24 protein-coding genes are annotated in these 26,830 nt (G+C 71.4%); 14 read left to right on the top strand and 10 right to left on the bottom strand.

Annotated elements, in window-relative coordinates; genetic code table 11:
• Positions 1–93 precede the first annotated feature (93 nt).
• The 3 genes from ACIBTS_RS43070 to ACIBTS_RS43060 form a co-directional block, all read right to left on the bottom strand.
• Positions 94–375, bottom strand: coding sequence for an Lrp/AsnC family transcriptional regulator (locus ACIBTS_RS43070; RefSeq protein ID WP_079662851.1), 282 nt, complete (start codon positions 373–375; stop codon positions 94–96).
• A 114-nt stretch (positions 376–489) separates the two neighbouring features.
• Positions 490–1,773 carry a hypothetical protein gene (locus ACIBTS_RS43065; RefSeq protein WP_399326568.1) on the bottom strand — a complete coding sequence of 428 codons (1,284 nt, stop codon included), beginning with the start codon at positions 1,771–1,773 and terminating at the stop codon, positions 490–492.
• 6 nt (positions 1,774–1,779) lie between these two features.
• Positions 1,780–2,475 (bottom strand): TetR/AcrR family transcriptional regulator, encoded by a 696-nt coding sequence (locus ACIBTS_RS43060; protein ID WP_399326566.1) that lies wholly within the window; start codon positions 2,473–2,475, stop codon positions 1,780–1,782.
• 120 nt (positions 2,476–2,595) lie between these two features.
• Between ACIBTS_RS43060 and ACIBTS_RS43055 the strand changes: the two genes are divergently transcribed.
• Positions 2,596–3,783, top strand: a complete 1,188-nt coding sequence (locus tag ACIBTS_RS43055) for a cytochrome P450 (protein WP_399326564.1) — start codon at positions 2,596–2,598, stop codon at positions 3,781–3,783.
• Here the strand turns inward: ACIBTS_RS43055 and ACIBTS_RS43050 are convergent.
• The 5 genes from ACIBTS_RS43050 to ACIBTS_RS43030 all read right to left on the bottom strand — a co-directional run bounded on the left by ACIBTS_RS43050 (position 3,780) and on the right by ACIBTS_RS43030 (position 9,982).
• On the bottom strand, positions 3,780–5,138 hold the full coding sequence (locus ACIBTS_RS43050; protein ID WP_399326562.1) for a cytochrome P450: 1,359 nt from the start codon (positions 5,136–5,138) through the stop codon (positions 3,780–3,782). The genes ACIBTS_RS43055 and ACIBTS_RS43050 overlap by 4 nt on opposite strands.
• An 81-nt stretch (positions 5,139–5,219) precedes the next feature.
• Positions 5,220–6,581 (bottom strand): cytochrome P450, encoded by a 1,362-nt coding sequence (locus ACIBTS_RS43045; protein WP_399326560.1) that lies wholly within the window; start codon positions 6,579–6,581, stop codon positions 5,220–5,222.
• 10 nt (positions 6,582–6,591) lie between these two features.
• Entirely contained in the window at positions 6,592–7,509 is a 918-nt protein-coding gene (locus ACIBTS_RS43040) for a terpene synthase family protein (protein WP_079662857.1), read from the bottom strand.
• Positions 7,506–8,573: a polyprenyl synthetase family protein gene (locus ACIBTS_RS43035; protein ID WP_399326558.1), complete on the bottom strand. Its 1,068-nt coding sequence runs from the start codon at positions 8,571–8,573 to the stop codon at positions 7,506–7,508. The genes ACIBTS_RS43040 and ACIBTS_RS43035 overlap by 4 nt, the downstream gene beginning before the upstream one ends.
• A gap of 242 nt (positions 8,574–8,815) precedes the next feature.
• Positions 8,816–9,982 (bottom strand): cytochrome P450, encoded by a 1,167-nt coding sequence (locus tag ACIBTS_RS43030; RefSeq protein ID WP_399326556.1) that lies wholly within the window; start codon positions 9,980–9,982, stop codon positions 8,816–8,818.
• A gap of 239 nt (positions 9,983–10,221) precedes the next feature.
• Between ACIBTS_RS43030 and ACIBTS_RS43025 the strand changes: the two genes are divergently transcribed.
• A complete protein-coding gene (locus ACIBTS_RS43025; protein ID WP_399326554.1) occupies positions 10,222–11,373 on the top strand; it encodes an acyl-CoA dehydrogenase family protein in 1,152 nt (383 codons plus the stop codon).
• A gap of 120 nt (positions 11,374–11,493) precedes the next feature.
• Here ACIBTS_RS43025 and ACIBTS_RS43020 read toward each other — a convergent pair whose 3' ends face one another.
• Positions 11,494–12,240, bottom strand: a complete 747-nt coding sequence (locus tag ACIBTS_RS43020) for a rhomboid family intramembrane serine protease (RefSeq protein WP_399326552.1) — start codon at positions 12,238–12,240, stop codon at positions 11,494–11,496.
• Between the two features lie 317 nt (positions 12,241–12,557).
• Between ACIBTS_RS43020 and ACIBTS_RS43015 the strand changes: the two genes are divergently transcribed.
• The 8 genes from ACIBTS_RS43015 to ACIBTS_RS42980 all read left to right on the top strand — a co-directional run bounded on the left by ACIBTS_RS43015 (position 12,558) and on the right by ACIBTS_RS42980 (position 21,326).
• The gene (locus tag ACIBTS_RS43015; RefSeq protein WP_319671884.1) at positions 12,558–12,797 is read left to right on the top strand and encodes a hypothetical protein; all 240 of its coding nucleotides are present in this window, start codon (positions 12,558–12,560) and stop codon (positions 12,795–12,797) included.
• 37 nt (positions 12,798–12,834) lie between these two features.
• Entirely contained in the window at positions 12,835–14,178 is a 1,344-nt protein-coding gene (locus ACIBTS_RS43010) for an NYN domain-containing protein (protein ID WP_399326549.1), read from the top strand.
• A 212-nt stretch (positions 14,179–14,390) separates the two neighbouring features.
• Positions 14,391–15,431 carry an NlpC/P60 family protein gene (locus tag ACIBTS_RS43005; RefSeq protein WP_399326547.1) on the top strand — a complete coding sequence of 347 codons (1,041 nt, stop codon included), beginning with the start codon at positions 14,391–14,393 and terminating at the stop codon, positions 15,429–15,431.
• Positions 15,432–15,700: 269 nt separating this feature from the next.
• Positions 15,701–16,720 (top strand): NlpC/P60 family protein, encoded by a 1,020-nt coding sequence (locus tag ACIBTS_RS43000; RefSeq protein WP_399326545.1) that lies wholly within the window; start codon positions 15,701–15,703, stop codon positions 16,718–16,720.
• Positions 16,721–16,759: 39 nt separating this feature from the next.
• Entirely contained in the window at positions 16,760–17,950 is a 1,191-nt protein-coding gene (locus ACIBTS_RS42995) for a hypothetical protein (RefSeq protein ID WP_399326543.1), read from the top strand.
• 378 nt (positions 17,951–18,328) lie between these two features.
• Entirely contained in the window at positions 18,329–18,466 is a 138-nt protein-coding gene (locus ACIBTS_RS42990) for a hypothetical protein (RefSeq protein WP_399326541.1), read from the top strand.
• Between the two features lie 26 nt (positions 18,467–18,492).
• Positions 18,493–19,635: a glycosyltransferase family 4 protein gene (locus tag ACIBTS_RS42985; protein ID WP_399326539.1), complete on the top strand. Its 1,143-nt coding sequence runs from the start codon at positions 18,493–18,495 to the stop codon at positions 19,633–19,635.
• Positions 19,636–19,739: 104 nt separating this feature from the next.
• Positions 19,740–21,326, top strand: coding sequence for a GMC oxidoreductase (locus ACIBTS_RS42980; RefSeq protein WP_399326574.1), 1,587 nt, complete (start codon positions 19,740–19,742; stop codon positions 21,324–21,326).
• Positions 21,327–21,369: 43 nt separating this feature from the next.
• On the opposite strand, the gene ACIBTS_RS42975 is transcribed toward ACIBTS_RS42980, so the two are convergent.
• The gene (locus tag ACIBTS_RS42975; RefSeq protein WP_399326537.1) at positions 21,370–23,166 is read right to left on the bottom strand and encodes an AMP-dependent synthetase/ligase; all 1,797 of its coding nucleotides are present in this window, start codon (positions 23,164–23,166) and stop codon (positions 21,370–21,372) included.
• Positions 23,167–23,513: 347 nt separating this feature from the next.
• Between ACIBTS_RS42975 and ACIBTS_RS42970 the strand changes: the two genes are divergently transcribed.
• The 4 genes from ACIBTS_RS42970 (at position 23,514) to ACIBTS_RS42955 (ending at position 26,803) form a co-directional block, all read left to right on the top strand.
• Positions 23,514–24,269, top strand: coding sequence for a metallophosphoesterase (locus tag ACIBTS_RS42970; protein ID WP_399326572.1), 756 nt, complete (start codon positions 23,514–23,516; stop codon positions 24,267–24,269).
• A gap of 139 nt (positions 24,270–24,408) precedes the next feature.
• On the top strand, positions 24,409–24,852 hold the full coding sequence (locus ACIBTS_RS42965; protein WP_399326535.1) for an SRPBCC family protein: 444 nt from the start codon (positions 24,409–24,411) through the stop codon (positions 24,850–24,852).
• 162 nt (positions 24,853–25,014) lie between these two features.
• Positions 25,015–26,199, top strand: a complete 1,185-nt coding sequence (locus ACIBTS_RS42960; RefSeq protein ID WP_399326533.1) for an ArsA family ATPase — start codon at positions 25,015–25,017, stop codon at positions 26,197–26,199.
• Between the two features lie 97 nt (positions 26,200–26,296).
• Positions 26,297–26,803 carry a DUF5304 domain-containing protein gene (locus ACIBTS_RS42955; protein WP_319671896.1) on the top strand — a complete coding sequence of 169 codons (507 nt, stop codon included), beginning with the start codon at positions 26,297–26,299 and terminating at the stop codon, positions 26,801–26,803.
• Positions 26,804–26,830: the final 27 nt, after the last annotated feature.

Genomic DNA, 26,830 nt, shown 5'->3' with positions numbered 1-26,830 from the left:
AGGATCAGACGAAGGCCGCCCCCACGTCCGGCGAACCCCCAGGTGAGCGACTCAGTACGAGACACCGTTCGAGGCCGGAAGAAAAAGAACAAGCTAGGAGTCCAGGCCGATCGCGAACGCCGCCTCCAGGTCGTGCTGCGAGTAGGTGCGGAAGGCGACGTGCGTGTCCGTCGCCTCCACCCCGGGGATCTTGCTGATGCTGCCCGGGATGACGTCCGCCAGGTCCTCGTGCTGCTTCACCCGCACCATGGCGATCAGGTCGTAGGTCCCGGTGACGGAGAAGACCTCGCTCACGGAATCCAGCGAGGCGATCCGCTCGGCGATCTCGGGGATCCGGTCCACGCTGGTCTTGATGAGGACGATCGCGGTGATCACGGCTGGTTCTCTCCCTCGGGGGGCCGGAGCTGGGCGGGCTTCACTCTATGACGTGAAAGGTGGCTCACCAAAGGGAGAGTCGCGGGCGCGGCCGCCGTCAGCAGGCCGGATCCGTCAGCGGGCCAGATCCGTCAGCGATTCGCGCAGCGTCTCGCGCAGTCGCCGCATCTGCTCGGGGGCGTAGGTCCAGCTGTCGTACTCGTTCTGCACGAGCAGCCGGCCGCCGAAGCTGGCGACGCCGATCTTGGGGGGCATGCCCGGCGCGTTGGCCGTCCCGCCGAAGCGGAGCAGCTCCACGTCCTCGGGGACGGGGTGCGCGGGGATCCGGCCGACGTTGGAGATCCCGTAGCTGACGACCGGGACGGGCACCGCGACGCCCCGGGCGCCGGCCCTGAGCGCGGCCAGCAGGAAGCGCTCGGGGTCGCGCCGGGCCAGCGCGCCGGCGACCTGGTCGGCGACCTCCCGGCCCACGCTCTCCGGCCGGTCGTCGTGGCCGACGGCCAGCGTGGTCTGCAGGCCGGTGATGCAGTTGAGCACCGTGCTCAGGGGCAGCTCGGGCGTCAGCCGGGTGCGCAGGTCCACACCGTGACCGCAGGTCATCGTCAACGGGCCCTGCTCGGGCGCGAGTTGTGTGCGGACGGCGGTCAGGACCAGCCCCGTGACGAGGCTGTTGACGGTCACCTGGCGGGTCCGGGCGGCCGCCACCACGGCGTCGGTGGTCTGCACGCCGAACTCCAGCCGGTCGACCACGAAGCGGCGCGTCGCGGCCGGCCGGTCGGGGCGCCCCACACCTTCGGTGGGCAGGACCGCGGGCTTGGTCTCGGCCGCCGCGCCCTGCGCGATCGCGTCGACCACGGCGTCGACCTCCGCGTCCGGCAGGGCGCCCGCCAGCCGGGTGTCGATCGCCTCGGGCAGTTCCTCGCGTCGCTCGACGGACGGGCTCGCGCCGGCCGCCAGGGCGGTGTAGTGCTGCCAGAACTCGTCGAGCAGGGCGAACGCCGAACGGCCGTCGGCCACCCCGTGGTGGACGCCCAGCACTACCTGGGAGCGCTCGCCGTCGGTGAGCAGCCAGGCGTGCAGCAGGCTCTCGGTCCAGTCGGGCCGCGTGTTGATCAGTTCGGCGTAGGTGTCCTCGATGCCGTCTCGCAGGGTGAGCGGCGGCTCGACCCGGTCGCGGACCCGCAGCAGCAGGCCCGCCTCGCCGGCCGCCACCTCGCAGCGCAGGATCGGATGGCGCTCGGTCAGCAGGCCCAGCGCCCGCCGCATCAGCACCGGGTCGAGCCGGCCGCGTACCAGGGACTCCACGAACGCCGGCATGTCGTACAGGGGGAGGCCCGCCGCTCCCAGGTCCAGGAAGTAGATGCTCTCGAAGGGTGATATGGGGCGCTGACGGGTCATGGTGCTTCAGGTCTCCGATCTCGGTGGACGAAGGGGCTTCTCCTGCCGGGCCGCCGCCCGGTCGGCGCCGCCGAGACGGTGCAGGGCGGCCTCGAACTGCTCCTGGTCGAGCGCTGGCGCGGGCAGGGGGTGGGCGGCCGCGGGACGCAGACCGTCCAGCATCAGGGCCAGGTGGCGCCGCCAGGACCCGGGGGCGGCGGGCGTGGCCCGGCCCAGCGCGGCCAGTAGGAACAGCAGGTCCTCGACGGTGAGGTCGGGGCGGATCGTGCGCTGTTCCTGGCCGCGGCGCAGCAGCGTCTCCAGCGTGTGCCGGTTCTCCTCGCGCAGGGCGTCGAGGGTGGGCACGCCCCGGATGCCAGTGGTCATCAGATCACCGGCGCCGCGGTCGGCGGCCAGCAGCGTGAAGACCCGGTCCAGGTAGGCGGTGAGGCCGCTCCAGGCGTCCGCCCGCTTCCGGGTCTCGCGGGCCGCGTCCAGGATCGGGGTCAGCGCGTCGTGGAAGACGGTCTCGATCAGTGCGGCGCGGTCGGTGAAGTGCCGGTAGAGCGTCGCGTTGCCGACCCCCGCCCGGCGGGCGATGTCGTCCAGCGGCGCGTCCACCCCGCGTTCGGCGTAGATCTCCCGGGCGGCGGCGATCAGCGTCTCACGGTTGCGGCGCGCGTCACTGCGCCGAGGTGTCCGCCGTTCGTCTCCGCCGTCCATGCGCGGCACCCTAACAGCAAAACCGGGGAGAGCTCCCCGTTTTGTTGCTAAGGTCGCGCCGTCCACCGGGGGAGCACTCCCCGCTCAGCCGCACCAGCGAGTCCGAAGCGAGGAACACCGTTGTCCGTGACGGGATTCGAAGATCTGACAGCACTCGGCCGGCCTTTCGTCGACGATCCGTATCCGGTCTACGAGCGGATGCGCGCGCGGGGGCCCGTGCACCGGGTCCGCACCGCCGCGTCGGGGGAGTTCTGGCTGGTCGTGGGCCATGCGCAGGCGCGGTCGGCGCTGGCCGACGCGCGGCTGTCCAACGACATCAGGCACTCGGCCGGGTGGCAGGACGACGGCGGCAACTCGATCGGCCTGAACATGGTGCAGACGGATCCGCCGCAGCACACCCGCCTGCGGGGGCTCGTGGCGAAGGAGTTCACCTCCCGGCGCATCGAGGCGCTGCGTCCGAAGATCCAGCGGATCGCGGACGAACTGGTGGACGCCATGCTGCCGTTGGGCCGCGCGGACCTGGTCGAGTCGTTCGCGCTGCCGTTGCCGCTCGCCGTGATCTGCGAACTGCTCGGCGTGCCGGCGAGCGACCGCAAGACCTTCCACGACTGGTATCTGGAGAGCACCGACTTCACCCGGCCCGAGGTCGCCGCCGCCGCGGCCCAGGCCATGGCGGGGTACCTCGCCGAGCTCATCGCGGCCAAGCGGCGCGAGCCCGGCGAGGACCTGTTGAGCGCGCTGGCCGGCCGCCTGGGCGAGGAGGACGGCCTCACGCCCGAGGAGATGCTGGGCATGGCCTTCGTGCTGCTGGTCGCCGGCTATGAGACGGCGGCCAACCTGCTGTCCAGCGGAACGCTCGCCCTGCTGCGCCACCCCGATCAGCTGGCGGCGCTGCGCGGCGACTGGTCGCTGTTGGAGAACGCCGTGGAGGAGATGCTCCGCTACGAGGGGCCGGTGGAGACCACGGCGTTCCGCTACGCGAAGGAGCCCGTGGAGATCGACGGCACGGCGATCGGCGCGGGCGATTCCGTGGCCGTCGTGCTGGCAGCCGCGTCCCGTGATCCGAAGCGGTTCGCCGAGCCGGACCGGTTCGACATCCGCCGCGACACCCGCGGGCACACCGCCTTCGGCTACGGCATCCACCACTGCCTGGGCGCCCCGCTGGCCCGCATGCAGGGCGCGATCGCCTTCCGCACCCTGCTGGAACGCTGCCCCGGCCTTGCCCTGGACACGGACCCCGCCGACCTGCGGTGGCGCCCCAGCCTGATGCTCCGCGGCCTGCACGCGCTCCCCGTCACCTTCCGCTAGCGCGATTCGGGCGTCATCGGCAGCGGCCCGGCCGTCAGGCTCATCTCGGCCCGGGGCGTGACGGTGGCGCCCGGCACGGGCTGCAGACGCCAGCGGGAGGCGAGGGCGGCCAGCGCGAGCGTCGCCTCCGTCATCCCGAAGACGTCGCCGATGCACTTGCGGCTGCCCGCCCCGAACGGCAGATACGAGCCACGGGTGACGTCCTTGGCGCGCTCGGGCAGCCACCGGTCCGGGTCGAAGGCCTGAGGGCGCGGGAAGAACTCCGGGATGCGGTGGATGACGTAGGGGCTGATCAGGATGTCCGTCCCGGCCGGCAGCCGGTGGCCGGCCAGTTCGGTGGGCTGGGTGGTCATCCTGGTGTACATCCAGGCCGGCGGGTACAGGCGCAGGGTCTCGGTGAAGATCCGCTGGGTGTGGGCGAGCCTCGGCACGTCGGCGTACGTCGGCGGCCGACCGCCCAGCACCTCGTCGACCTCGGCGTGCAGCCGCGCCTCCGCCTCGGGATGGGCGGCCAGCAGATGCCAGGCCCAGGTCAGGGCGCTCGCGGTGGTCTCCACGCCGGCCAGCAGCAGGGTCATGACCTGGTCGTGGACCTCCCGGTCGGTCAGCGCGCCGCCGTCCTCGTCGTCCCGCGCGGCCAGCAGCGCCGACAGCAGGTCGCCGCGGTCCTCGCCGGAGCGCCGGTAGTCCCCGACGATGCCGTCGATGAGGGTGTGCAGCCGGCCGAGGGCGGCGTCGAACTCACGGTTGGCCGCCAGCGGCAGCCTGGCGATCAGACCGGTGGGATCGAGCGCCCGGCGGAACGCGCCGCGCACCATGACGGGCAGACTGCGCTGGATCTCCGCGACGGAGTGCGGCGCCATCTCCGTCGAGAACAGCGCGCGTGCCGTCACCCGCGCGGTCAGCGCCTGCATCGCGTCACCGACGTCGACCGGCCGGCCCGGCCGCCAGGTCTCCGCGTGCGCGGCGCACTCCTCGCGCATCACCTCGGCGTACGTCGCGATGCGCGTGGCGTGGAAGGCCGGCTGGACCATCCGCCGCTGTCTGCGGTGGTCGGCCCAGTCGGAGGTGATCAGCCCGTTGCCGAGGATGGGGCGGGCCTTTTCCTTCACCGGGCCTCCGGTGTCGTAGACCCGCGCGTTCAGCAGCACGTCCTGCACCAGCTCCGGATGGCAGGGCAGATAGGTGAGCCGGGTGCCCAGCCGCAGCTCGACCAGGTCGCCCAGGGCGGGCAGCGACGAGAGGTACTCCAGCGGGCGGCGCGCCAGGTGCAGCGCGTGGCCCGCCAGCGGAAGCCGGCCCGGCGCCTTGGCGATCCGCCACCTGCGCCTGACCGGGTCGGATTGGGTCTTCATGCCGGATGCGCCCCCTGAGACGGTACGGACGGAGAGACGGGAGAGACGGGAGAAGAAGGGGGGAAGAAGGGGAAAGGCGGGTCAGCGGCGTTCCAGGACCATGGGCAGCGGGCCCGCCTCCAGGGTGGCCTTCGGCTCGGGGCGCAGCCGGCTGCCGGGGGCCGGCCGCAGCCGCCAGCGCGCGGCGACGGTCGCGACGATCAGCGCCGTCTCGGTGAGCGCGAGGACGTCGCCGATGCACTTGTGGCTGCCCGCGCCGAACGGCAGCAGCGCCCCGCGCGGCACCTGGGCCGCCCGCTCGCCCTCCCAGCGCTCCGGGTCGAAGGTCTCGGGGTCCGGGAAGAGCTCGGGATTGTGATGCAGGGCGTAGGCGCTGTACAGGATCATCGTCCGGGCGGGGATGGTCCGGCCGCCGAGTTCCACGTCCTCGGCCGCGACCCGCATCGCCATCCACGACGGCGGGTACAGGCGCAGCGCCTCGGTGATGACGTTGCGGGTGTACGGCAGCGCGGGCAGGTCGTCGTAGACCGGTGTCCGGCCCTCCAGCGCGCCGTCCACCTCGGCGTGCACCCGCTGCTCCACCTCGGGGAGCGTGCCCATCAGGTGGAAGACGAACGCCAGGGTGGAGGCGGTGGTCTCGCTGCCGGCGACCAGGAAGGTGACGACCTGGTCCAGGATCTGCGCGTCGTCCAGCTTCTCCCCGGTCTCGGGGTGCTCCGCCCGCAGCAGGGTGGACAGCAGGTCGCCGTGGTCGGTGTCGGACCGGCGCCGCAGCGCGATCATGTCCGCCACGATCTGCCGCAGCCGCGTGTTGGCGTGGTCGTAGGCGCGGTTTCCCGGTGTGGGCAGCTTCTCCAGGACGCCGAGCGGGGCGACGGTTCGCCGGTAGATGCCGTGCGAGACCGTCCGCAGACACTGCCGGGCCTCCTCGACGGTGTCCTCGTCGAGCCCGGTGGAGAACAGGGTGCGGGCGGCGACCCGCATCAGCAGGGCGTGCATGGCGTCGCCGATGTCCCGGGTCTCGCCGGCCCGCCAGCCGTCGGTGACGGTACGGGTGTCCGCGGCCACCGCAGTCGTATAGGCGGCGATCCTGGTGGTGTGGAACGCGGGCTGGATCAGCCGCCGCTGGAAGCGGTGCTCCTCGCCGCGGGATACCGACAGGCTGTTGCCGAGGAGCTGGCGCGCCTTGTCGAAGACGCCGCCCTTGTCGAAGACACGCGGGTTGAGCAGGACGTGCCGGACCAGTTCGGGGTGGGCGGCGAGATAGGCGCGGGTGGGACCGAGCCGGACTTCGACGAGGTCGCCGTGCGCCGGGAGCGAGGCGAGGAACTCCAGCGGGCGGCGCCACAGCGCGGGGACGTGTCCGAGCAGCGGAAGGGCGCCGGGCGCGGCGCCGATCCGCCAGGACCGTTCCACCGAGGGCGACCTGGGAGTGGTGGGCATCCCGGGTCCCCTACTGGATCCGTGAGTTGACGTCGTTGACCGCGGCCTGGTAGCGCCGGTCCTGGGTGGTCCACACGAAGTTGCCCTGGATGAGGTCGAGCAGCACGTCCCGGGTGAGCGGGTCGAACGCCTTGATGCACTCCATGTCCTCGGCCATGTCGTCGAGCCGGGCCTGGAAGAAGGCCTGGAAGTCGGCCTCGTCGGACATGTCGCACAGCCGGAAGCAGTTGGTGATCTGCCCGAGGGCCTGCTCGCGTTCGTAGGAGTAGAAGTCGTTGACTATGGCCAGCCCACGGGCCGTCATCCGGGCGGCCAGCCCCGTCTTGGAGTGCTCGGTCAGCTCGGGGTGGCGGTAGATCGGGTACGACATCCGCATCCAGAAGTCCACGCCGACGTCGGTGACGCGGAAGCGGAAGTACTGCTCGGGCGAGGTGCCGCAGAGCACCGTCTTGAGCTCCGAGTCACGGAACATGTGGTCGCTGGTGACGAAGGCGCGGGCGCCCTCGTAGGCGAACTCCGCGTCCTGCGGGGTGTAGTACCGCTCGCACACCGCACGCAGCTGGGGCAGGAAGAGGTCGAAGTCGTGCAGGGCCGGGTCCATGTCGTCCCACACGAAGGTCACGCAGTTGAGCACGCAGACGGCCTTGAACGCCTCCATGTCCTTGATGTGGCGGGCGCTCTGCGACCAGCGCACGACGTCCATGTAGGAGATCCAGCGCTTGTCCGAGACGCTCTTGCCGAGCGGGGCGACCGCGCGGTTGCAGGCGTCGATGACCTCGCGCAGCTCGGCGTCCGTCATCGGCGCCTTCTGGGCCTCGTACCCGACGTGCCGGTCGAAGAGGGCGGCGAACCGGTCGGTGCACTCCTGCCAGTGGCGGGCCGTCCCCGCCGGGGCCGGTGCGGCCGGTGCGGTCAGATCCGTGGTCATGAGTTCCTCCTGGTGGCCGTGGCGGAGAGGTGTTTGAGGGCGGTGACCGCGTCGGCGGTGAAGGGGGCGGCTTCCAGCACGCCCAGCGCCCGCCGGTAACGGTCGTCGATCATGCGTTCGACGGTGTCCCGGGCGCCGGTGGCCGCGAAGATCGCGCGGACCTCCTCGGCGCCGGTCTCGTCCAGGCCGGGATCGCCGATCAGCGTGCGCAGCCGGGCGCGCTGGGCCGCGTCGCCCGCGCGCAGCGCCAGCGCGACCAGAGTGGTGTTCTTGCCGGCCCGCAGGTCGTCCAGGCGGGACTTGCCGGTGTCCCGGATCTCGCCGTACACGCCCAGCAGATCGTCGCGGAGCTGGAAGGCCTCCCCGAGGGGCAGCGCGAACGCCGTGCAGGCGGCCAGGGTCGGGGCGTCGGCGCCCGCGAGGGCGGCGCCGATGTGCAGCGGCCGTTCCACCGTGTACTTGGCGGTCTTGTAGCGGTTGACGGTCAGCGTGGCGTCGACGTCGTCGGTGAGCTCGCCGGTCGCCCGCAGGTCCAGGTACTGGCCGAGCATGACCTCGGTGCGCATCTCGGTGAGGATCGGCAGCACCGCCGCCGACTGCGCGGGGGTGAGGTCGGCCGTGTGCAGCAGGTCGTCCGACCAGGCGAAGGCGAGGTCGCCCAGCAGCACGGCGCCGCCCATTCCGAAACGCTCGGTGCGGTCGTCGCCGCGTTTTCCGGCGAGTATCCGGTGGATGGTCGGACGACCGCGCCGGGTGTCGCTGTCGTCCATGATGTCGTCATGGATGAGTGCGAACGCGTGAAACATCTCGAGTGACGCGGCCACACGTACCACGGTCGTCAAGTCGTTTTCTCCGCCGGCCGCCTGCCAGCCCAGCACGGTGAGAATCGGCCGTATTCGCTTGCCGCCCACCATGAATTCTTCAAGCAATTTCACAAGATGGGTCAACTGCCGTTGCCCGGAGTTCTTTCGGTGATTGTCCAGGAAATCGAAGATGACGGTGTCCACGGCGGCCCTCGTGGCGACCGGGTCCAGTATGTCGGGAGATATGGTGTGGGTGCTCATGTTTCTGCGCTACATCCCCACTCGTAGGGCACGTCAAATCGGTTCCGCGCACAGGACGGCATACGTCGGCATCCCCGCGCCGCGCCGAGCGCTGGGCGCCCACGGCGGCAGGGGAGACGGCGTTCGGACGGAATACCGACGACGGGCCGGATGATGGGCGGGCAAAGGGACGGTCGGCCGCCCGCCGGGAAGGTCTCGGTCGGCCTGACGGGGTCCGCGGGGCCGACAGGGCCCGGCGCGCGTCAGGGGATCAGATCGACGCGGAGTTCTCTGAGTCCGCGGATGTTGACCTGCGGGCGCCAGACGACGTCCTCGCAGGCGGGTCTGATGTCGCGGTGCCGACGCAGCAGCTCGGTGAAGACCAGGCGGGCCTCGGCCTTCGCCAGCAGTGCGCCGATGCAGTAGTGCGGGCCGCCCCCGAAGGACAGCGGGCGGATGTCCGCGCGCCGCAGGTCGAGGCGGCCGGGATCGGCGTAGCGCCGCGGGTCGCGGTTGGCGGCGCCGAGCAGGATCATCACCTTGGCGCCGGCCGGGATCGCGGTGCCCCCGACCTCGATGTCACCGGTGGTGATGCGGGCCACCAGCTGGATGGGCGCGTCGTAGCGCAGCAGTTCCTCGACGGCGTTGTCGACGAGGCCGGGCTCCGCGCGCAGGGCGCGCAGCTGGTCGGGGTGGCGCAGCAGGGCGAGCATGCCGTTGCCGATGAGGTTGACGGTCGTCTCGTGACCGCCCATGAAGAACATCATGACGTTGGCGATGATCTCGTCGTCGGAGAGCTTCCCCCCGTCGAAGTCCGCCAGCAGCAGGCGGGAGATGATGTCGTCCCGCGGATCCGCGCGCCGTCGCGCCAGATGTTCGGCGATGTACGCGCCGAACTCCTCCGCCGCGTCGTTCATGGCCCGGCGGGTGGTGTCGTCGGTGGCCGGGTCGATGACATGGCCCAGCGCGTCGGTCCACTTCCGGCACAGGTCACGGTCCTCGACCGGCAGGCCGCCCAGGCCGCAGAAGACGGTCACGGGCACGAGGGCCGCGAGGGACCCGATGAGGTCGACGTCCCGGCCGTCGCCCATCTCGTCCATGATCCGGTGGACGATGCCGGTCATGCGGGGAGCCGTCTCGCGGATGGCCCGGGCGGTGAACACCGGGTTGGCCAGGCCGCGCAGCCTGCGGTGCGCCTCCCCGTCCCGCATCAGCATCCAGCTCCGGGTGGCCTGCACGATCGGGCTGTCCTGTCCGCCCCGTTGTGCCGCCCATTTCGGGTCTTGTGGATATTCACTGGATAACTCGGGCTTTCGCAGGATCGCGGCGACCTCGTCGTATCCGGAGACCACCCAGTGGCCGTACGGCGTCCGATGGACCGGTTCCGCGTCCCGGAGGCGTTTGTAGAGCGGATACGGGTCGGTGCGCAATCGCGGATCGCGCGCATTGAATAGAGGTTCGTTGCCCGGTGGTTCCATGCCAGTCTCCCCCATGAAATCGGCAGGCAGGACCGCCGGTCCGCCGAAGCGGCCGAGATCCCGGTGGTCGAATACTAGGCACATGGCGGCCGTGGGTGACAAGGCCCGCCCTCCCTGGACACTGCCCTCGACTCCGTATTACGTTCGAGTCGTTGGCGAGGACACCGATCAGAGCAGCAGGGGGATGAGCGGTGCGACGCACTGTTTTCCGGGACGAGCACGAAGCCTTCCGTACTCAGGTGCGCGAGTTAATCGAGGCGGAGGTCGTACCCGTTTATACGGAATGGGAAACCGCCGGCCGGGTGCCGCGTGATTTCTATCGCAAACTGGGCAAACTCGGCATTTTCGGGTTCGGCATCCCGGAGGAGTTCGGCGGGGCCGGCCCCAAGGGCTTCAAGTTCAACGCCGTCATCGCCGAGGAGTGCGCGCGGGCCGGGGTCACCTTCGGCGGAGCCAGCGCGCACCTGGCGCTCCCGGCCACCCTGGTGGACTACACCACCGAAGAGCAGAAGCGGCGCTGGCTGCCGGGGTTCGTCACGGGCGAGTTGATGACGGCCATCGCGATCACGGAGCCGGAGGCCGGCTCCGACGTGGCCGGCATCCGGACGGCGGCCGAGCTGTCCGAGGACGGCACGCACTACGTGCTCAACGGCAGCAAGGCCTATGTGTCCGGGGGCGCCCAGGCCGATCTGGTGCTCGTCGCCTGCCGCACCGCGGCCGACGGGACCGACCGGCGCGGCGGCATGTCCCTGCTCGCCGTGGACACCGGTGCCCCGGGCGTGACGGTCGACTCGGAGCCGGCCACGCTCGGGCTGCGTTCGTCCGACATCGTCGGGATGACCTTCACGGACGTGCGCGTCCCCGTCGGCGACGTGGTGGGCGAGCCGGGTGACGCCTTCGCCTGTCTGGCCGGCATCTTCCCGCAGGAGCGGCTGGGCATCGCCGTCGGCGCGTACGCCCACGCCGCCGCGGCCGTCCGGCTCACCACCGCCTTCGTCCGCGAGCGCACCGCCTTCGGCAAGCCCGTCGCCGCCTTCCAGAACACCAAGTTCGTGCTCGCCGACTGCAAGGTCACGGTGAACGCGCTGCAGGCGGTCGTCGACCAGGCCCTGGAGGCGTTCGACGCCGGGGAACTGACCGCGGAGGAGGCGGCCGCGACCAAGCTGTACTGCACGGAGGCGGCGACCGGGGTGCTCGACAAGTGCCTTCAGCTGCACGGCGGTCTCGGCTTCACGATGGACCACCCGATCACCCGGCTGTACGCCGACAACAGGGCCGGTCGGATCTTCGGCGGCACCAGCGAGATCATGCGCACCATCGTCGCCAAGTCCATGGGGCTCTGATCCAGGGCGGAGACGGTCGCGGGCGCGCGAGACGCGATCGTCGGACGTGGAAGACGTAGGAGTGGAAGACGTAGGCGTAGGAGGGGAGCGGCGACGCTCCCCTCCTACGCCTTCCACGTCTCATCCCGCGCCGGAGCCGGGCACCGCCCGGGTGGTCCTGCGGCCGAACCGGGCCCAGGCGTAGACGAGCCCCAGGCCGAAGCCCACCAGGTGCGCCAGGTACGCCACCCCGGGTCCCTGGGCGGCCTGCCCCGCCGCCACCCACTGCAGGGCCGCCCAGAACGGCAGCACGACCCACGCGGGGAAGCGCAACGGCAGGAAGAACAGGAACGGCAGGAGACTGGTCACCCGCGCCCGGGGAAACAGATACAGAAACGCGCCGAGGACCGCGGAGATCGCCCCCGAGGCGCCGACCAGGGACTGCGACGACTCGGCGTTGGCGGCGGCGTAGCCCAGCAGGGCGAGGTAGCCGCAGCCGAGGTAGAAGAGCGTGAACTCGACGCGGCCCATCCGGTCCTCCGTCATCGCCCCGAAGACGTAGAGGAAGAGCATGTTGCCCAGCAGGTGCACCCAGCTGCCGTGGACGAAGAGCGCCGTGGCCGGCGTCAGGGCGCCTCGCGACGAGCCCTCGAAGATCTCGGCGGGCACGACACCCCAGCGCCGGAAGTAGGCCCGCTGCGCCGCCGGCAGCTCGTCACCGGATCCGTACGCCGGATCGAGCCCCGACGCCGGCCCGATCACGAAGATCAGACAGCACAGGGCGATCACCGCGTAGGTCACCGGCGCCGAGGGTCTGCGGAGGGCTCTGCGGACGGTCCCGCTCCAGTCACTGATCACGAACACAGAGCATGTCGTAACAGGACGCATCGGAACGGACCGCCTCGCCGCCGGGGCCCGTCCGGCGGGTCGGCCCGGAGGGGCGAGACGGCGCCTCATCGGCGCTGGTGAGCGGGGTATGGTGCGTCCGGCTGGACGGCGGAGGACGGAGTCGGCGCGGTGCGGGAGGGTCTGCCGTACCCCGTGTCCGCGACGGGATCCACCGCACAAGGCCCGGTGGACGGACGGGCGTCGAGTACCCGCCAGGCCGTAGGGTTACGAGCCATGTGCACGGGGGAGCCTTGGGCCCGACCCGGACACTGGCAGCACGACGGAAGCACCACACTAGAAGGAAGCGGAAAGTCACGATGACGGTTCCCCTGCCGACCGCCACGACGCGGTGGCGCTGCACGCTCTGCGGCAACCTCACGCGGTTCGACGTGACGCGCTCGTCGAAGGTCGTCGAGTACGTCCACCTCGACCTCGCGGGCGAGCCGAAGGTCGAGGAGCGCGAGGTGGTCGATGAGACCATCGAGTCGGTGCGGTGCCGCTGGTGCAATGCCGTGGACCAGGTGGAACTCGTGGATCGGCCGGGTGCCGGCTCCTGACGGGAGGCGGGCCCGCACAGGTATTGGGGTGTGACGGATGGTGGAGAGCGCAGGCGGGGGGCCGGGCGACGGCGCCGCCGAGATGCTCGACCGTCCGCTGCCGGACGGCGTGCGGCGCAGGGTCGTCACGATCGTCTCCGACGGCTTCGGCGGGCTGACCGTCGGCGAGCTGCCCGCCCAGCTGCGGCAGTACGCCCGGTTCGCCCCGAACCGGCGGGCCAAGTTCGCGGGCAACGCGATGGCGGCCGCGCTGGAGACCGATCCGCTGTTCCGGCAACGTATCGCCGAGAAATTCAGAGAGGCCCAGCCGGAGCTGTCCGGCGCGCTCGACTCCGGCTCGCCGACCCCGGCCGCGGACCCGCTCGACGTGGCGGCCGCGGCCTATGTGCTGCGGCCCACGGGCTGGGTGAAGCTGGTCACCGCGGCCGGCGAGGAGGCCCAGCGGGCGGACGCCGAACGCGCCGACGAGGAGAGCCGGGCCGAGCTGGAGCGGCTGCGCGAGGAGCTCGACCGGGCCCGTGAGCAGACCCGGGCGGACACCGAGCGGCTGCGCGCCGACCTGGACGCGGCGAAGAAGGAGGCCGAGTCGCTGCACCGTAAGCTCCGCTCGGCCCTCAGCGACGTCAAGCGCGGCGAGGCCGCGCTGCGCAAGGTGCAGAGCGAGATGGAGACGGTGCGCGCCGAGGGGCAGACGCAGGTGTCCGCCGCGGAGAGCGAGAGCCGGCGGCTGAAGGCGCGGCTCGGCGAGGTGGAGGCCACCCTGGAGGCCACCCGGCGGGCGGCGCGCGAGGGCCGCAGCGTCGAGGACATGCGGGTGCGGCTGCTGCTGGACACCGTGCTGGACGCGGCCCAGGGGCTGCGCCGGGAACTGGCGTTGCCGCCGGTGTCGGTGCGGCCGGCGGAGACCGTCGACGCGGTCGAGCCGGGGCGGATGACCCCGAAGGACATCGCCGCCCGCGCCCTGTCCGAGCACGATCCGGCCATTCTCGACCAGCTCCTCGCGCTGCCCCAGGCGCATCTCGTCGTCGACGGCTACAACGTCACCAAGACCGGCTATCCGCAGATGCCCCTGGAGAAGCAGCGGCTGCGGCTCCTCGGGCAGCTCTCGCAGCTCGCCGCGCAGACCGGCGCCGAGGTCACCTGTGTCTTCGACGGCGCCGAACTCGCGGCTCCGGTGCTGCTGGCGCCGCCGCGCGGGGTGCGGGTGCTGTTCTCCAAACCGGGGGTCACGGCCGACGAGCTGATCCGCCAGCTGGTGCGGGCCGAGCCGCCCGGCCGGCCGGTCATCGTGGCCTCGACAGACCGGGAGGTGGCCGACGGGGTCGCCAAGGCGGGTGCCCGGCCGGTGGCTTCCGCGGTACTTCTGAAGCGACTGTCCTGAAGGTCGAAGTTGCAGGTTTAATGACCGAATTGGCGTAATCGTCACGCAACGTAGTGTCAATCGCGCATCACTGCACGTGATTTGTATGAAAAAACTGCGCTGCGTGATGGGATTTTTTCGCCTGAGGATTTGAACTGATCACGGCGAGGTCACTAAGGTCTGGTGCTCGAACCTCCACACGGGTGATCACTCAAAAGAAGGAGCCCGTTTCCGTGGCGTCCCACCGTCGACCGAAGCAGCCCAGTCGCGCACGCGTGACGGTGCTGACCACCGCAGCCGCCGCTGCTGTCGTTCTGAGCTCGCAGGCCGCCAACGCGGCACCCAGCCAGAAGCTCACCAAGGACGAGGTCAAGAGCAAGGTCGACAAGCTCTACGAAGAGGCGGAGCAGGCCACCGAGGCGTTCAACGGCGCCCAGGAGAAGCAGGAGAAGCTCCAGAAGGAGATCTCCACCATCCAGGACAACGTGGCCCGGGGGCAGGCGGATCTCAACGAGCTGCGCGACTCCATGGGCCTGGCGGCCGCCGCCCAGTACCGCACCGGGTCCATAGACTCCTCCCTGCAGCTCCTCCTCTCCTCGAACCCGGACGACTTCCTGGACAAGGCGTCGGCCGCCGACCAGTTGAGCGCCCAGCAGGTCGAGGCGCTGAAGAAGATCCAGGAGAAGCAGCGCGAGCTCGCACAGGAGCGCACCGAGGCCTCCGGCAAGCTCAAGGACCTCGCCGCCACCCGTGCCGCGCTGGGCAAGAACAAGAAGGAAGTCCAGGCCAAGCTCGCCGAGGCGCGCAAGCTCCTCAACACGCTGACGGCCAAGCAGAAGGCCGACCTCGCCGCCGCCGACGCCCGCGCCAGCCGGGACTCCGGTGGACGTGTCGACCTCGGCGACGCCCCCGTCGGCTCCGGCCGGGCCATGGCCGCCTTCCAGGCCGCGCAGAGCCAGCTCGGCAAGCCGTACCACTACGGCTCCACCGGCACCGCCATGTACGACTGCTCGGGCCTCACCTCCTGGGCCTACGCGCAGGCCGGCGTCGGCATCCCGCGGACCTCGGAGTCGCAGGCCAACATCGGGACGCGCATCTACTCGCAGAGCGACCTCAAGGTCGGCGACCTGGTGTTCTTCTTCAACGACCTGCACCACGTCGGTCTGTACGCGGGCAACGGCCAGATCATCCACGCCCCGCGCACCGGAACCGTCGTGCGCTACGAGTCGATGAGCACGATCGGCGGCCCGTTCATGTTCGGCGTCCGGGTCTGACCCCGGCGCGACCTCGGGACCAGGTTCACCCCGAGATCGGGATCCGAGTCGCTCCGAGGCCGGGACCTGATCAACTTCAAGATCAGGACACCACGCCGCCCGAACGGGCGAATCATGACGACGAGAAGTGACCCCACGCCCCGCCGGTGACCTGCGTCAGCGGCGGGGCGTCACTGTGCGTGCCCGCCGAGGTCTTTGGCCGGTGCCCCACCGCGGGGCTACTGTCGGCCGCGTTTCCCTGTCCACCAGTGGAAGGAGCGCGGCTTCCCGTGGGGTCCCATCGCCGCCTTGCACATTCCGGGTTCGACCGGGGCGCCCTCAGCGCCCTGAGCGTGCTGTCCCTCGCGGCCGCCGCACTCGGCGCCGTCTCCGCAGTACCGGCCACGGCCGCGCCCGACGGCACCCGTGCCGAGGTGGACCGTCTCTACGAGGAGGCCGAGAAGGCCACCGAGGCCTACAACAAGGCCGACGAACGCGCCGACACCCTGCGCGAGCAGGTCGGCGAGGCCCAGGACCACATCGCGCGGCAGCAGGCGCGCATCAACGGCCTGCGCGAGCAGCTCGGTTCGCTGGCCGGCGCCCAGTACCGCTCCGGCGGCCTCGACCCCTCCCTGGCGCTGCTGTTCTCCGACGACCCGGAGGACTACCTCGACAAGGCCTCCGTCCTGGACCGGATCACCGCCCACCAGGCCGGCGAACTCAGGGAACTCCAGGGCGCCATGCGCGAGCTCACCCAGGAGCGCGCCGAGGCCGCCGCCAAGCTCACCGAGCTGGACAAGAGCCGCAAGGCGGTGGCGAGTCACAAGCGGACCGTGGAGCAGAAGCTCGCCAGGGCACGGCAGTTGCTCAACTCCCTGCCGTTCGCGGACCGCGCCGCCTACGACCGGGCCTCCCGCTCCGGCCGCGACGACCTGCCCGACCTCGCGGGTGCCGTCCCGGCGTCCGGCCGTGCGGCCGCCGCCCTCGCCGCCGTCCGCTCCGCGCTCGGCAGACCCTACGTCTGGGGCGCCAACGGCCCCTCCGGCTTCGACTGTTCGGGCCTCATCCAGTGGTCGTACGCGCGCGCCGGGGTCTCCCTGCCGCGCACCTCGCAGGCCCAGGCGCACGCCGGCCGACGGGTTCCGCTGTCCCAGGCCCGGCCCGGCGACATCGTCACCTACCGCTCGGACGCCAGCCATGTCGGCATGTACGTCGGCAACGGCCAGGTCATCCACGCCCCGTACCCGGGCGCGGCGGTGCGCTACGACCCGGTCGGGATGATGCCGGTGTCGTCCGTCACCAGGCCCTGACCGCAGCCCGCGCGGGGCCGCCGCCGTACGATCGGGAGAATGGCTGGTCGAAGGCGGGCGCGTGGATCCGGGGTCCTGGGGCTCTGTCTGCTGCTCGTCTCCCTGGTCGGCTGCGGCGGGCGTCCGGCGACGGACAGCGTGCGGGCCGATGTGCAGCGGGTTCTCGACCGGCGGGCCGCCGCGGTCCTCGCCCATGACGCGAGCGGCTACGCGGCCACCGGCTCCGCGGCCGGGTACGCCGCGGTACGGGCCGTCCCGCTCGCGGCCTGGTCGTACCGCGTGACGGCCGTCCACCGGGACGGCGACTCGGCCACCGCCGACGCCGAACTGAGCTACCGGGTCGACGGCTACGACAAGGCCCCGGTGACCACGCCCCGCACCCTGGGCCTGAACCGGGACGCGGACGGCCGGTGGTCGGTCACCTCGGAGAAGCCCGCGAAGAAGACCGGCGAGCAGCTGTGGGACCAGGGCACGGTGGACGTCGTCCGGGGCGAGCACAGCATCGTGCTGGGGGTCGGCCAGTCCGGCGAACGGCTGCGGGCCTTCGCGGACCTGGCCGACGACGCGGTCCCGGCGGTGTCGGCGGCCTGGGGCACCGACTGGGCCGGGCACGTCGTCGTCCTCGTACCGCACTCGCTGGACGGCATGGCGGGGCTGCTCGGCTCGCCCGCCTCCTCCTACCGGGGGATCGCCGCGGTGACGACGGGCGAGACGGGCGGCGGTCCGAAGGCGCCCGCGGACCGGGTGATCGTCAACCCCGACGCGTACGGCATGCTCGGCCGCGTCGGCCGGCAGGTGGTCCTCACCCACGAGACCACCCATGTCGCCACCCGTGCCCACACCAACGCCGCCACCCCGCTGTGGCTGTCGGAGGGCTACGCCGACTGGGTCGGCTACCGCGACACCGGCCGCACCCCCGCCGAGGCCGCCCCGGAACTCCAGCACACGGTCACCGTCGGGAGTGTCCCGGCGGGGCTGCCCGCCGACGCCGACTTCGGCTTCTCCGGCGACGCGAGCCGGCTGGCCGCCGCGTACGAGGGCGGCTGGCTGGCCTGCCGGATGATCGCCGGGCGCTGGGGCGAGGTGAAGCTGGACGCGTTCTACCGGGCCGTGGGCGAGCACGAGAAGCGGCCGGGGGCCGTGGAGGGCGCCCTGAAGAGTGTGCTGGGCACGACTTTGCCGCAGTTCACGGCGGACTGGCAGGCATATCTGCGGGCCCAGCTCGACTGAGTCGCCACGAGCTCACCGGCGACGACAAGACGGGTACGGGGCTGCGCCGGTTTGAGTCGTTGGGGCGGAGCTGGTCCCACCCCAACACCCTCCTCCGGTCGGCCGTCGGGCTCGGGCCACCCTTCCCGCCGGCGACCGGGCTGCCGATGTCCGCCGACTTCACCGTCCGGCCGGCCGGGGCGCTCGGGCCGCCCGGGGTCTGTCTTGCGCCGGCGCTCGCGATGGCGATGCAGGTCGCGGCGGTGGGCGCGGTGCTGCGGCGGGTGCGGCGGGAGTGTCAGGGGAGACGGCGGGTTCGCCGGTGCGGGCGGCCTGATCGGGGACGGTGTCGGGGGACAGCACGGGAGCGGGGGACAGGAGCGGGGGACAGGAGCGGGGATGGGATCCGGGACGGGCGCGTGGGCGGCGGGTTGCGGCGCCGTCGAGCGCCAGAGACGTACGGCCGTCGCGTCCGTCGTCTTCATGGCGCACATGATCTCCCGCCGGCCTGTGAGCCGCCGCCCCGCACAGCTGTGAACCGCGTTTGGATAAGGTCGGCTGCGATGCACAAGACCCTGATCGTGACGAACGACTTTCCGCCCCGGCCGGGCGGTATCCAGGCGTTCCTGCACAACATGGCCCTCCGGCTCGACCCGGACCGTCTCGTCGTCCACGCCTCCACCTGGAAGCGGTCCCGCGAGGGCGTCGAGGCGACCGCCGCCTTCGACGCCGAGCAGCCCTTCACCGTCGTACGGGACTCCACGACGATGCTGCTGCCGACGCCCGGGGCGACCCGGCGGGCCGTCGGGCTGCTGCGCGAGCACGGGTGCACGTCGGTGTGGTTCGGGGCGGCCGCGCCGCTCGGGCTGATGGCGCCGGCGTTGCGCAGGGCGGGCGCCGAGCGGCTGGTGGCGACGACGCACGGGCATGAGGCCGGGTGGGCGCAGCTGCCCGCCTCCCGGCAGCTCCTCGGCCGGATCGGCGAGAGCACGGACACGATCACCTACCTCGGCGAGTACACGCGCTCGCGGATAGCGACCGCACTGAGCGCCGAGGCGGCCGGACGGATGGTGCAGCTGCCGCCGGGCGTCGACGAGAAGACCTTCCACCCGGGCTCGGGCGGCGACGAGGTGCGGGCGCGGCTCGGGCTGGCCGACCGGCCGGTGGTCGTGTGCGTCTCGCGGTTGGTGCCGCGCAAGGGGCAGGACACGCTGATCCTCGCCATGCCCCGGATCCTGGCGGCCGAGCCCGAGGCGGTCCTGCTGATCGTCGGCGGCGGCCCCTACGAGAAGGACCTGCGCAGGCTCGCGTCCGAGACGGGGGTGGCGGACTCCGTGCGGTTCACCGGGTCCGTGCCCTGGTCGCAGCTGCCCGCCCACTACGGCGCCGGCGACGTCTTCGCGATGCCGTGCCGGACGCGGCGGGGCGGGCTGGACGTCGAGGGCCTCGGGATCGTCTACCTGGAGGCCTCCGCGACCGGACTGCCCGTCGTCGCCGGGGACTCCGGCGGCGCGCCCGACGCCGTGCTCGACGGGGAGACGGGCTGGGTCGTGCGGGGCGGCTCGCCCGCCGAGGTCGCCGAGCGGATCGTCGTGCTGCTCGGGGACGCCGAACTGCGCCGCCGGATGGGGGAGCGGGGGCGGCAGTGGGTCGAGGAGAAGTGGCGCTGGGACCTGCTCGCTCAGAAGCTGAAAACATTGCTCTAGACTTTTCTCCTTTTGCTCTAGGCGGAGGGTGAAAATCCGCTGATGCTGCGCACATGACAGCCAAACTGATGCAGCGTCAGCTGACGAGACGTCAAATCCTTGGTATGGCCGCCCTGCAGACGGCGGCCACCCTCGGCTTCACCCGTGTAGGACTCCAGTCCGTCCAGGCGGCCGAGCCCGCCGCCGTCGAATCCGCCCCAGCCGTCGTCGTCGGCTCCGGCTACGGCGCCGCGGTCGCCGCCCTGCGCCTGGGCCAGGCCGGCATCCGCACCCTCGTCCTGGAGATGGGCCGGTTGTGGAACACGGCCGGCGCCGACGGAAAGGTCTTCTGCAACACCGCCAACCCCGACCAGCGGTCCATGTGGTTCCGCACCCGCACCGAAGCGCCCCTGGCCACCTTCCTGTGGCTGGACGTCGTCAACAAGGACATCAGCCTCTACCCCGGCGTTCTGGACCGGGTGCACTTCGACAACATGTCCGTCTTCGTGGGCCGCGGCGTCGGCGGCGGCTCCCTGGTCAACGGCTCGATGGCCGTCACGCCGCTCCAGTCCTACTTCGTCGAGCAGTTCCCCACCGTCGACGCGGGCGAGATGTACGCCACGTACTTCCCGCGCGCCCGCGCCATGCTCGGCGTCAACAGCGTCGACCCCGCCTGGTTCGAGTCGACCGAGTGGTACCAGTTCACCCGCGTCTCGCGGAAACACGCGGCGAACACCGGCCTGAAGACCACCTTCGTGCCCAGCGTCTACGACTTCGGCTACATGCAGCGCGAAGCCGCCGGAACCGCCGTCAAGTCCGCCCTCGGCCAGGAGGTCATCTACGGAAACAACTACGGAAAACGCAGCCTCGACAAGTCCTATCTGGCGTCGGCGCTCGGCACCGGCAACGTCACGATCCACACCATGGAGAAGGTGCGCGGGATCAGCCGGGCGAGCGACGGTACGTACCTCCTCACCGCCGACCGCATCGACGTCACCGGCAAGGTCGTCGAGACCAAGCAGTACGGCTGCACCTACCTCTTCCTCGGCGGCGGCAGCCTCGGGACCAGCGAACTCCTCGTCCGGGCGCGGGACACTGGCACACTGCCCGCGCTGGACGCGTCCGTCGGCGCGGGCTGGGGCCCCAACGGCAACGTGATGCTCGGGCGGGCCAACCATCTGTGGGACACCGTCGGCGCCAACCAGTCGACCATGCCGGTGATGGGCATCGACGACTGGGCCAACACCGCCAACCCCGTCTTCGCGGAGATCGCACCGCTGCCCACGGGACTCGAACACTGGGTCAGCCTCTATCTGGCGATCACCAAGAACCCGCAGCGGGCGGCGTTCACGTACGACGCCTCCTCCGGCGGGGTGAAGCTCGGCTGGAGCGCCGCACAGAGCGCCGTCTCCGTGAGCATGGCGAAGAAACTGTTCGACCGGATCAACTCGGCGAACTCCACCATCTACCGGTACGACCTGTTCGGCTCCGGAAACAAGGTCTTCGCCGACGACTTCACCTACCACCCGCTCGGCGGCTGCGTGTTGGGCAAGGCGACCGACGACTACGGCCGGGTGAAGGGGTATTCGAAGCTGTACGTCACCGACGGCTCACTGGTGCCCGGCAACATCGGGGTGAACCCGTTCGTCACGATCACCGCGCTCGCCGAACGCACGATGGCGCGGGTCCTCGTGGAGGACACCGCGCCATGACGTTCCGTCAGCAGGCCTTCCGTCAGCAGGCCTTCAGGGTCCGCTACTTGGCGTAGATCGCCTCGATCTCGCCCGCGTAGTCCTTCGCCACCACGTTGCGCTTGAGCTTCAGCGACGGCGTGAGATGGCCCGAGTCCTCCGTGAACTGGGAGGAGAGAATGCGGAACTTCCGCACCGATTCCGCCTTCGAGACCGCGGCGTTGCCGTCGTCGATCGCCGACTGGATGGCGGCCTGAAGGTCGGCATCGTCGCGCAGCGACGCCGCGGTCGAATCCGTCGGCTTGCCGTGGTCGGCGGCCCAACGGCCCAGAAACTCCTCGTCGATGGTGACCAGCGCGCCCACGAACGGCCGCCCGTCGCCCACCACCATGCACTCCGCGACCAGCGCATGCCCGCGGATGCGGTCCTCGATCACGGCCGGAGCGACGTTCTTGCCGCCCGCGGTGACGATGATCTCCTTCTTGCGGCCGGTGATGCGGAGGTAACCGTCCTCGTCGAGGGTGCCGATGTCACCGGTGTGGAACCAGCCGTCGGCCAGCGCCTCGGCGGTCGCGCCCGGGTTGTTCCAGTACCCCTTGAACAGGTGCTCGCCGTGCAGCAGCACCTCGCCGTCGTCCGCGATCCGCACCACCGAGCCCGGCAGCGGCTGCCCGACCGTGCCGATCTTCTGCCGGTCCCACGGGTTGAACGCCGTCGCGGCACAGGACTCCGTCAGGCCGTAGCCCTCCAGGACGGTGAAGCCGATGCCGCGGAAGAAGTGACCGAGGCGCTCGCCCAGCGGGGCGCCGCCGGAGATCGCGTACTCGCCCTTGCCGCCGAGGACCGCGCGCAGCTTGCTGTAGACCAGCTTGTCGAACACCTTGTGCTTGATCTTCAGAGCGAGTGGCGGGCCCGCCGGGAGCTCCAGCGCCTTGCTGTACGCGATCGCGGTGTCGGCCGCCTTGTCGAAGATCGCGCCCTTGCCGTCCGCCTGCGCCTTGGCGCGCGCTGAGTTGTACACCTTCTCGAAGACCCGCGGCACGCCCAGGATCAGCGTCGGCCGGAAGGACGCCAGCTCGTCGGTGAGGTTCTTGATGTCCGGGACCGTGCCCAGCTTGATCGGCGCCATCATCGGGGCGATCTGTACCAGCCGGCCGAAGACATGCGCGAGCGGCAGGAAGAGCAGCACACTGCACTCACCGGTGCGGAACAGCGGCCGCAGGCGTTCCACGACGTTTCCGCACTCGGCGAAGAAGCTGCGGTGCGTCAGCACACAGCCCTTGGGCCGGCCGGTCGTGCCGGAGGTGTAGACGATGGTCGCCGGGTCGTCGGCCTTGGCCTGCGAGCTGCGCTCCTCGACGGCCGTGTCGGAGAGGTCCTGGCCGAGCCGCCCGAGCTCCTCGACCGCGCCCGCCTCGATCTGCCACACATGCTTCAGCGCCGGCAGCGAGTCACGCACCGACTCGACGGCCGCCGCGTGGTTGTCCAGCTCGACGACGATCGCCGTCGCACCCGAGTCGGAGAGGATCCACTGCACCTGCTCCGGCGAGCTGGTCTCGTAGACCGGCACGGTGACCGCGCCCGCGCACCAGATCGCGAAGTCGAGCAGCGTCCACTCGTAGCGGGTGCGCGACATCAGCCCGACCCGGTCGCCTGCCTGCACGCCGGAGGCGATGAGGCCCTTGGCCGCGGCGTGCACCTCGGCCAGGAAGGCCGTCGCCGTCACGTCCTGCCAGGCGCCGTCCACCTTGCGGGCGATGACGGCGACGTCGGGATGCTGCGCGGCGTTTCTGCGGACGATGTCGGTCAGATTGCCGTCCGCAGGGACCTCGTACAAAGCCGGAAGGCTGAACTCGCGCAAGACTGCTGCTCCTCATAGGGCGCCGGCGCCACGACGTTGTGCGATGCGACGGTGCGGTCCAAGGCTCGGGCGGGTGCTCAGGACTCGGTGGATCTCGATGGTTGAAATCCAGAGCACGACTGGACTGCCCGGACGTTACCCGCCGGTATGGCCTCTTCGACAGGGGGGTCCGACGAGATGTTCGCTGCGTCACACAGATTGGTGTTTCCCGGCTGACAGTAGTCCACCGCTTTACTGACTGGCCAGTAACCGGTATCCCGGCCGCCACTGTTCACGTTTGCCGCACACGCCTACCCTTGATCGCCATGGCATCCACACCCTCCGGAAACCACAGAACACGCATCCATGTGGTCAGCGACGTGCACGGCAACGCGCGCGACCTGGTCCGGGCCGGGGAGGGCGCGGACGCGCTGATCTGTCTGGGCGACCTGGTGCTGTTCCTGGACTACGCCGACCACTCGCGCGGCATCTTCCCCGACCTCTTCGGCGAGGAGAACGCCGACCTCATCGTGGAACTGCGCACCGCCCGCCGCTTCGAGGAGGCCCGCGAGCTCGGCACCCGGCTGTGGAGCGGCGTCGGCGGCGACCGGGTCGCACTCATCGAGAAGGCCGTCCGCAAGCAGTACGCCGAGATGTTCACGGCGTTCCCCAATCCGACGTACGCGACCTACGGCAACGTCGACATCCCTCAACTGTGGCCCGAGTTCGCCGGACCGGGCACGACCGTCCTCGACGGAGAGCGGGTGGAGATCGGCGGCCGCGTCTTCGGCTTCGTGGGCGGCGGACTGAAGACGCCCATGCGCACCCCGTACGAGATCAGCGACGAGGAGTACGCCGCGAAGATCGAGGCCGTCGGCGAGGTCGACGTGCTGTGCACCCACATCCCGCCCGAGGTGCCCGAACTCGTCTACGACACGGTGGCGCGCCGCTTCGAACGGGGCAGCCGCGCCCTGCTGGACGCCATCCGCCGCACCCGTCCCCGCTACTCGCTCTTCGGCCATGTCCACCAGCCGCTCGCCCGCCGGATGCGCATCGGGGCGACCGAGTGCGTCAACGTGGGGCACTTCGCGGGCAGCGGCAAGCCCTGGGCGCTGGAGTGGTGACCGCGACGGTGCCCCCACGGTCCCCGACGTTCCCCCGACAGCGAGCCGACTCCGGGTGAAGGCGGCTGGTCGGGCGCGCGGTAGCCTTCACGCTGCACACACGTACACGTACCGGCCCGCATCTGGAGGAGCCACCGCGATGGCGGAACACACCAGCTCGAGCATCACGATCGATGCGGCACCGGCCGATGTCATGGCGGTGATCGCCGACTTCGCCCGCTACCCGGACTGGACCGGAGAGGTGAAGCAGGCGGAGGTCCTCCAGACGGACGAGCGCGGCCGCGCCGAGCAGGTCCGCCTGGTCATGGACGCTGGCGCCATCAAGGACGACCAGGTCCTCGGCTACACCTGGACCGGCGAGCACGAGGTGTCCTGGACCCTGGTGAAGTCCCAGATGCTGCGCCAGCTCGACGGCTCCTACCTCCTCAAGCCGGCCGACGCCGGCGCGACCGAGGTCACCTACCGGCTGACCGTGGACGTCAAGATCCCCATGCTGGGCATGATCAAGCGCAAGGCCGAGAAGGTCATCATCGACCGCGCCCTGGCAGGCCTGAAGAAGCGCGTGGAGTCGGGGGAGAAGTAGCCGGCTCCGCCTTCGGTTCCTTTTGGATCCCGGCCGAGCACCATCAGCCCGTCGGGGGTGCCCCCTCTGGGGGAGCTTGAGGACGAGGCCCCTCCTCAAGGGCCGAAAGGGGGGTCTGGGGGCGCAGCCCCCAGGACGACACGACAGGTACCGTTCACCCCCATGCGCACCCTCCTGATCACCGGCCCCGGCGGTAGCGGCCGTACGACGATCGCGGCCGCCACCGCACACCACGCAGCCGCCGGAGGCACCCGCACGCTCGTTCTCAGCGCCGACCGCACCGACACCCTCGGCGCCGCGCTCGGAGTACGCACCGGGGCGCAACCCACTAGGGTCACCCCCCACCTCACCGCCTGGCGCCCCGACGCGGCGGCCGGCTTCCGGGACGACCTGGCCGGCTTCCAGGACCGCGCCACCACCGTCCTCGACCTGCTCGGCGCCTCCCGGCTCGACCCGGAGGAGGTCACCCCCCTCCCCGGCGCCGAGGAGCTCACCCTCCTGCGCGCCCTGCGCGACGCCGTTCTCGCCGACGGCGAGGGCCGTCACGAACTCCTCGTCGTCGATCTGCCGCCCGTCCCGCAGGCCCTCGCCCTGCTGGCCCTCCCGGAGGAGCTGCGCCGCTACCTGCGCCGCCTGCTCCCGCCGGAACGGCAGGCCGCCCGCGCCCTGCGCCCCATGCTCGGCCGGCTCGCCGGCGTGCCGATGCCCGCCGAGTGGCTGTACGAGACGACCGCCCGCTGGGACCTGGAGCTGGCCGCGGTCGAGGCCGTCCTCGCCGACCCCGCCACCGCCGTCCGCCTCGTCGTCGAGCCGGGACCGGCCGGCGCCGACGCCGTCCGCGACGCCCGGCTCGGCCTCGCCCTGCGCGCCCTGCCCATCGAGTCCCTCGTCGCCAACCGCGTCCTGCCGGAGGCGGCCGCGGCCGACGGTCCCCTCGGCCCGCTCGGCAGGCTCGTCACCCAGCAGCACAAGGCCCTCGGGGAGTGGGGCGGGACGGCGCGGCCCGTCGCCCACCTCGGCCACGACCCCCGCGGCGCCGACGACCTCACCGCACTCGCGGTGCCCGCCGTCAACCCGACGACCTCCCCGGTCGAGTGGCCCGTCACCGACCGGCTCGCCCAGGACGGCGTACTCGTCTGGCACCTCCCGCTGCCCGGCGCCATACGCGATGACCTCGACCTCGTGCGCCGCGGCGACGAACTCGTCGTCACCGCCGGACCCTTCCGCCGTATCGTCGCGCTGCCCTCCGTCCTGCGCCGCTGCACCGTCGACGGCGCCGCCCTGCGCGACGGCGAGCTGTGCGTCCGGTTCGCCCCCGACCCCGACCTGTGGCCACAGGCACGATGAACCGCGGGCACGATGAACGACGTACCGCCGTTCGGGTAACGTCGTAAGAACGAGCCGTCATCAGGCGTCGTCCACCAGGAGTCGTCAGGAGTCCGCCATGAGCGAAGAGCGTCCCACGCCCGACGCCGCCGGGGAGCCCGCCGGGACAGAGCACATCGACGACGGACCCCGCGCCAGCGACGCCGACGCCTGGGCCACCGCCGCCGCCGAGGACCTGGCCGAGGAGAAGGCCCGCCGCCGCGCCCAGTACGGCCCGCCCCAGGGCTCGGCCGCCGAGGAACTGCGCAGGCTCGTCGACGCGGTCGGCGAGAAGCTGTCGTCGATCCAGTCCCCGCTGCTCGGAGCGGTCGCCGGGCCCGCCGCCCAGCAGGTGGTCCGCCAGGTCGTCCAGCAGGCCAAGGCCGCCGTGGAACCCGTCATCGAGCGCAACCCGGACGTCTTCGACCATCTCGCGGCGGCCGGCACCGAACTCCTCGCCGCCTACCGCTCCGCCGTCCAGACCCAGGAACGGCGCTGGACGACCGGAGCGGACGACCCGCGCGAGGACCCCCGCCGCGACGGCGGCGACGACGCCGGTCCCGGCCAGCGCATCGACTTGGACTGAGGCCCTTCCACGGCAGGGCCTCGGGTA

This window comes from Streptomyces sp. NPDC050121 (genome assembly GCF_044460385.1).
In the GTDB taxonomy this organism is placed as follows: domain Bacteria; phylum Actinomycetota; class Actinomycetes; order Streptomycetales; family Streptomycetaceae; genus Streptomyces; species Streptomyces soliscabiei.
The sequence above is the reverse complement of the archived record's forward strand: the minus strand, read 5'-3'. Positions and strand labels throughout refer to the sequence as shown.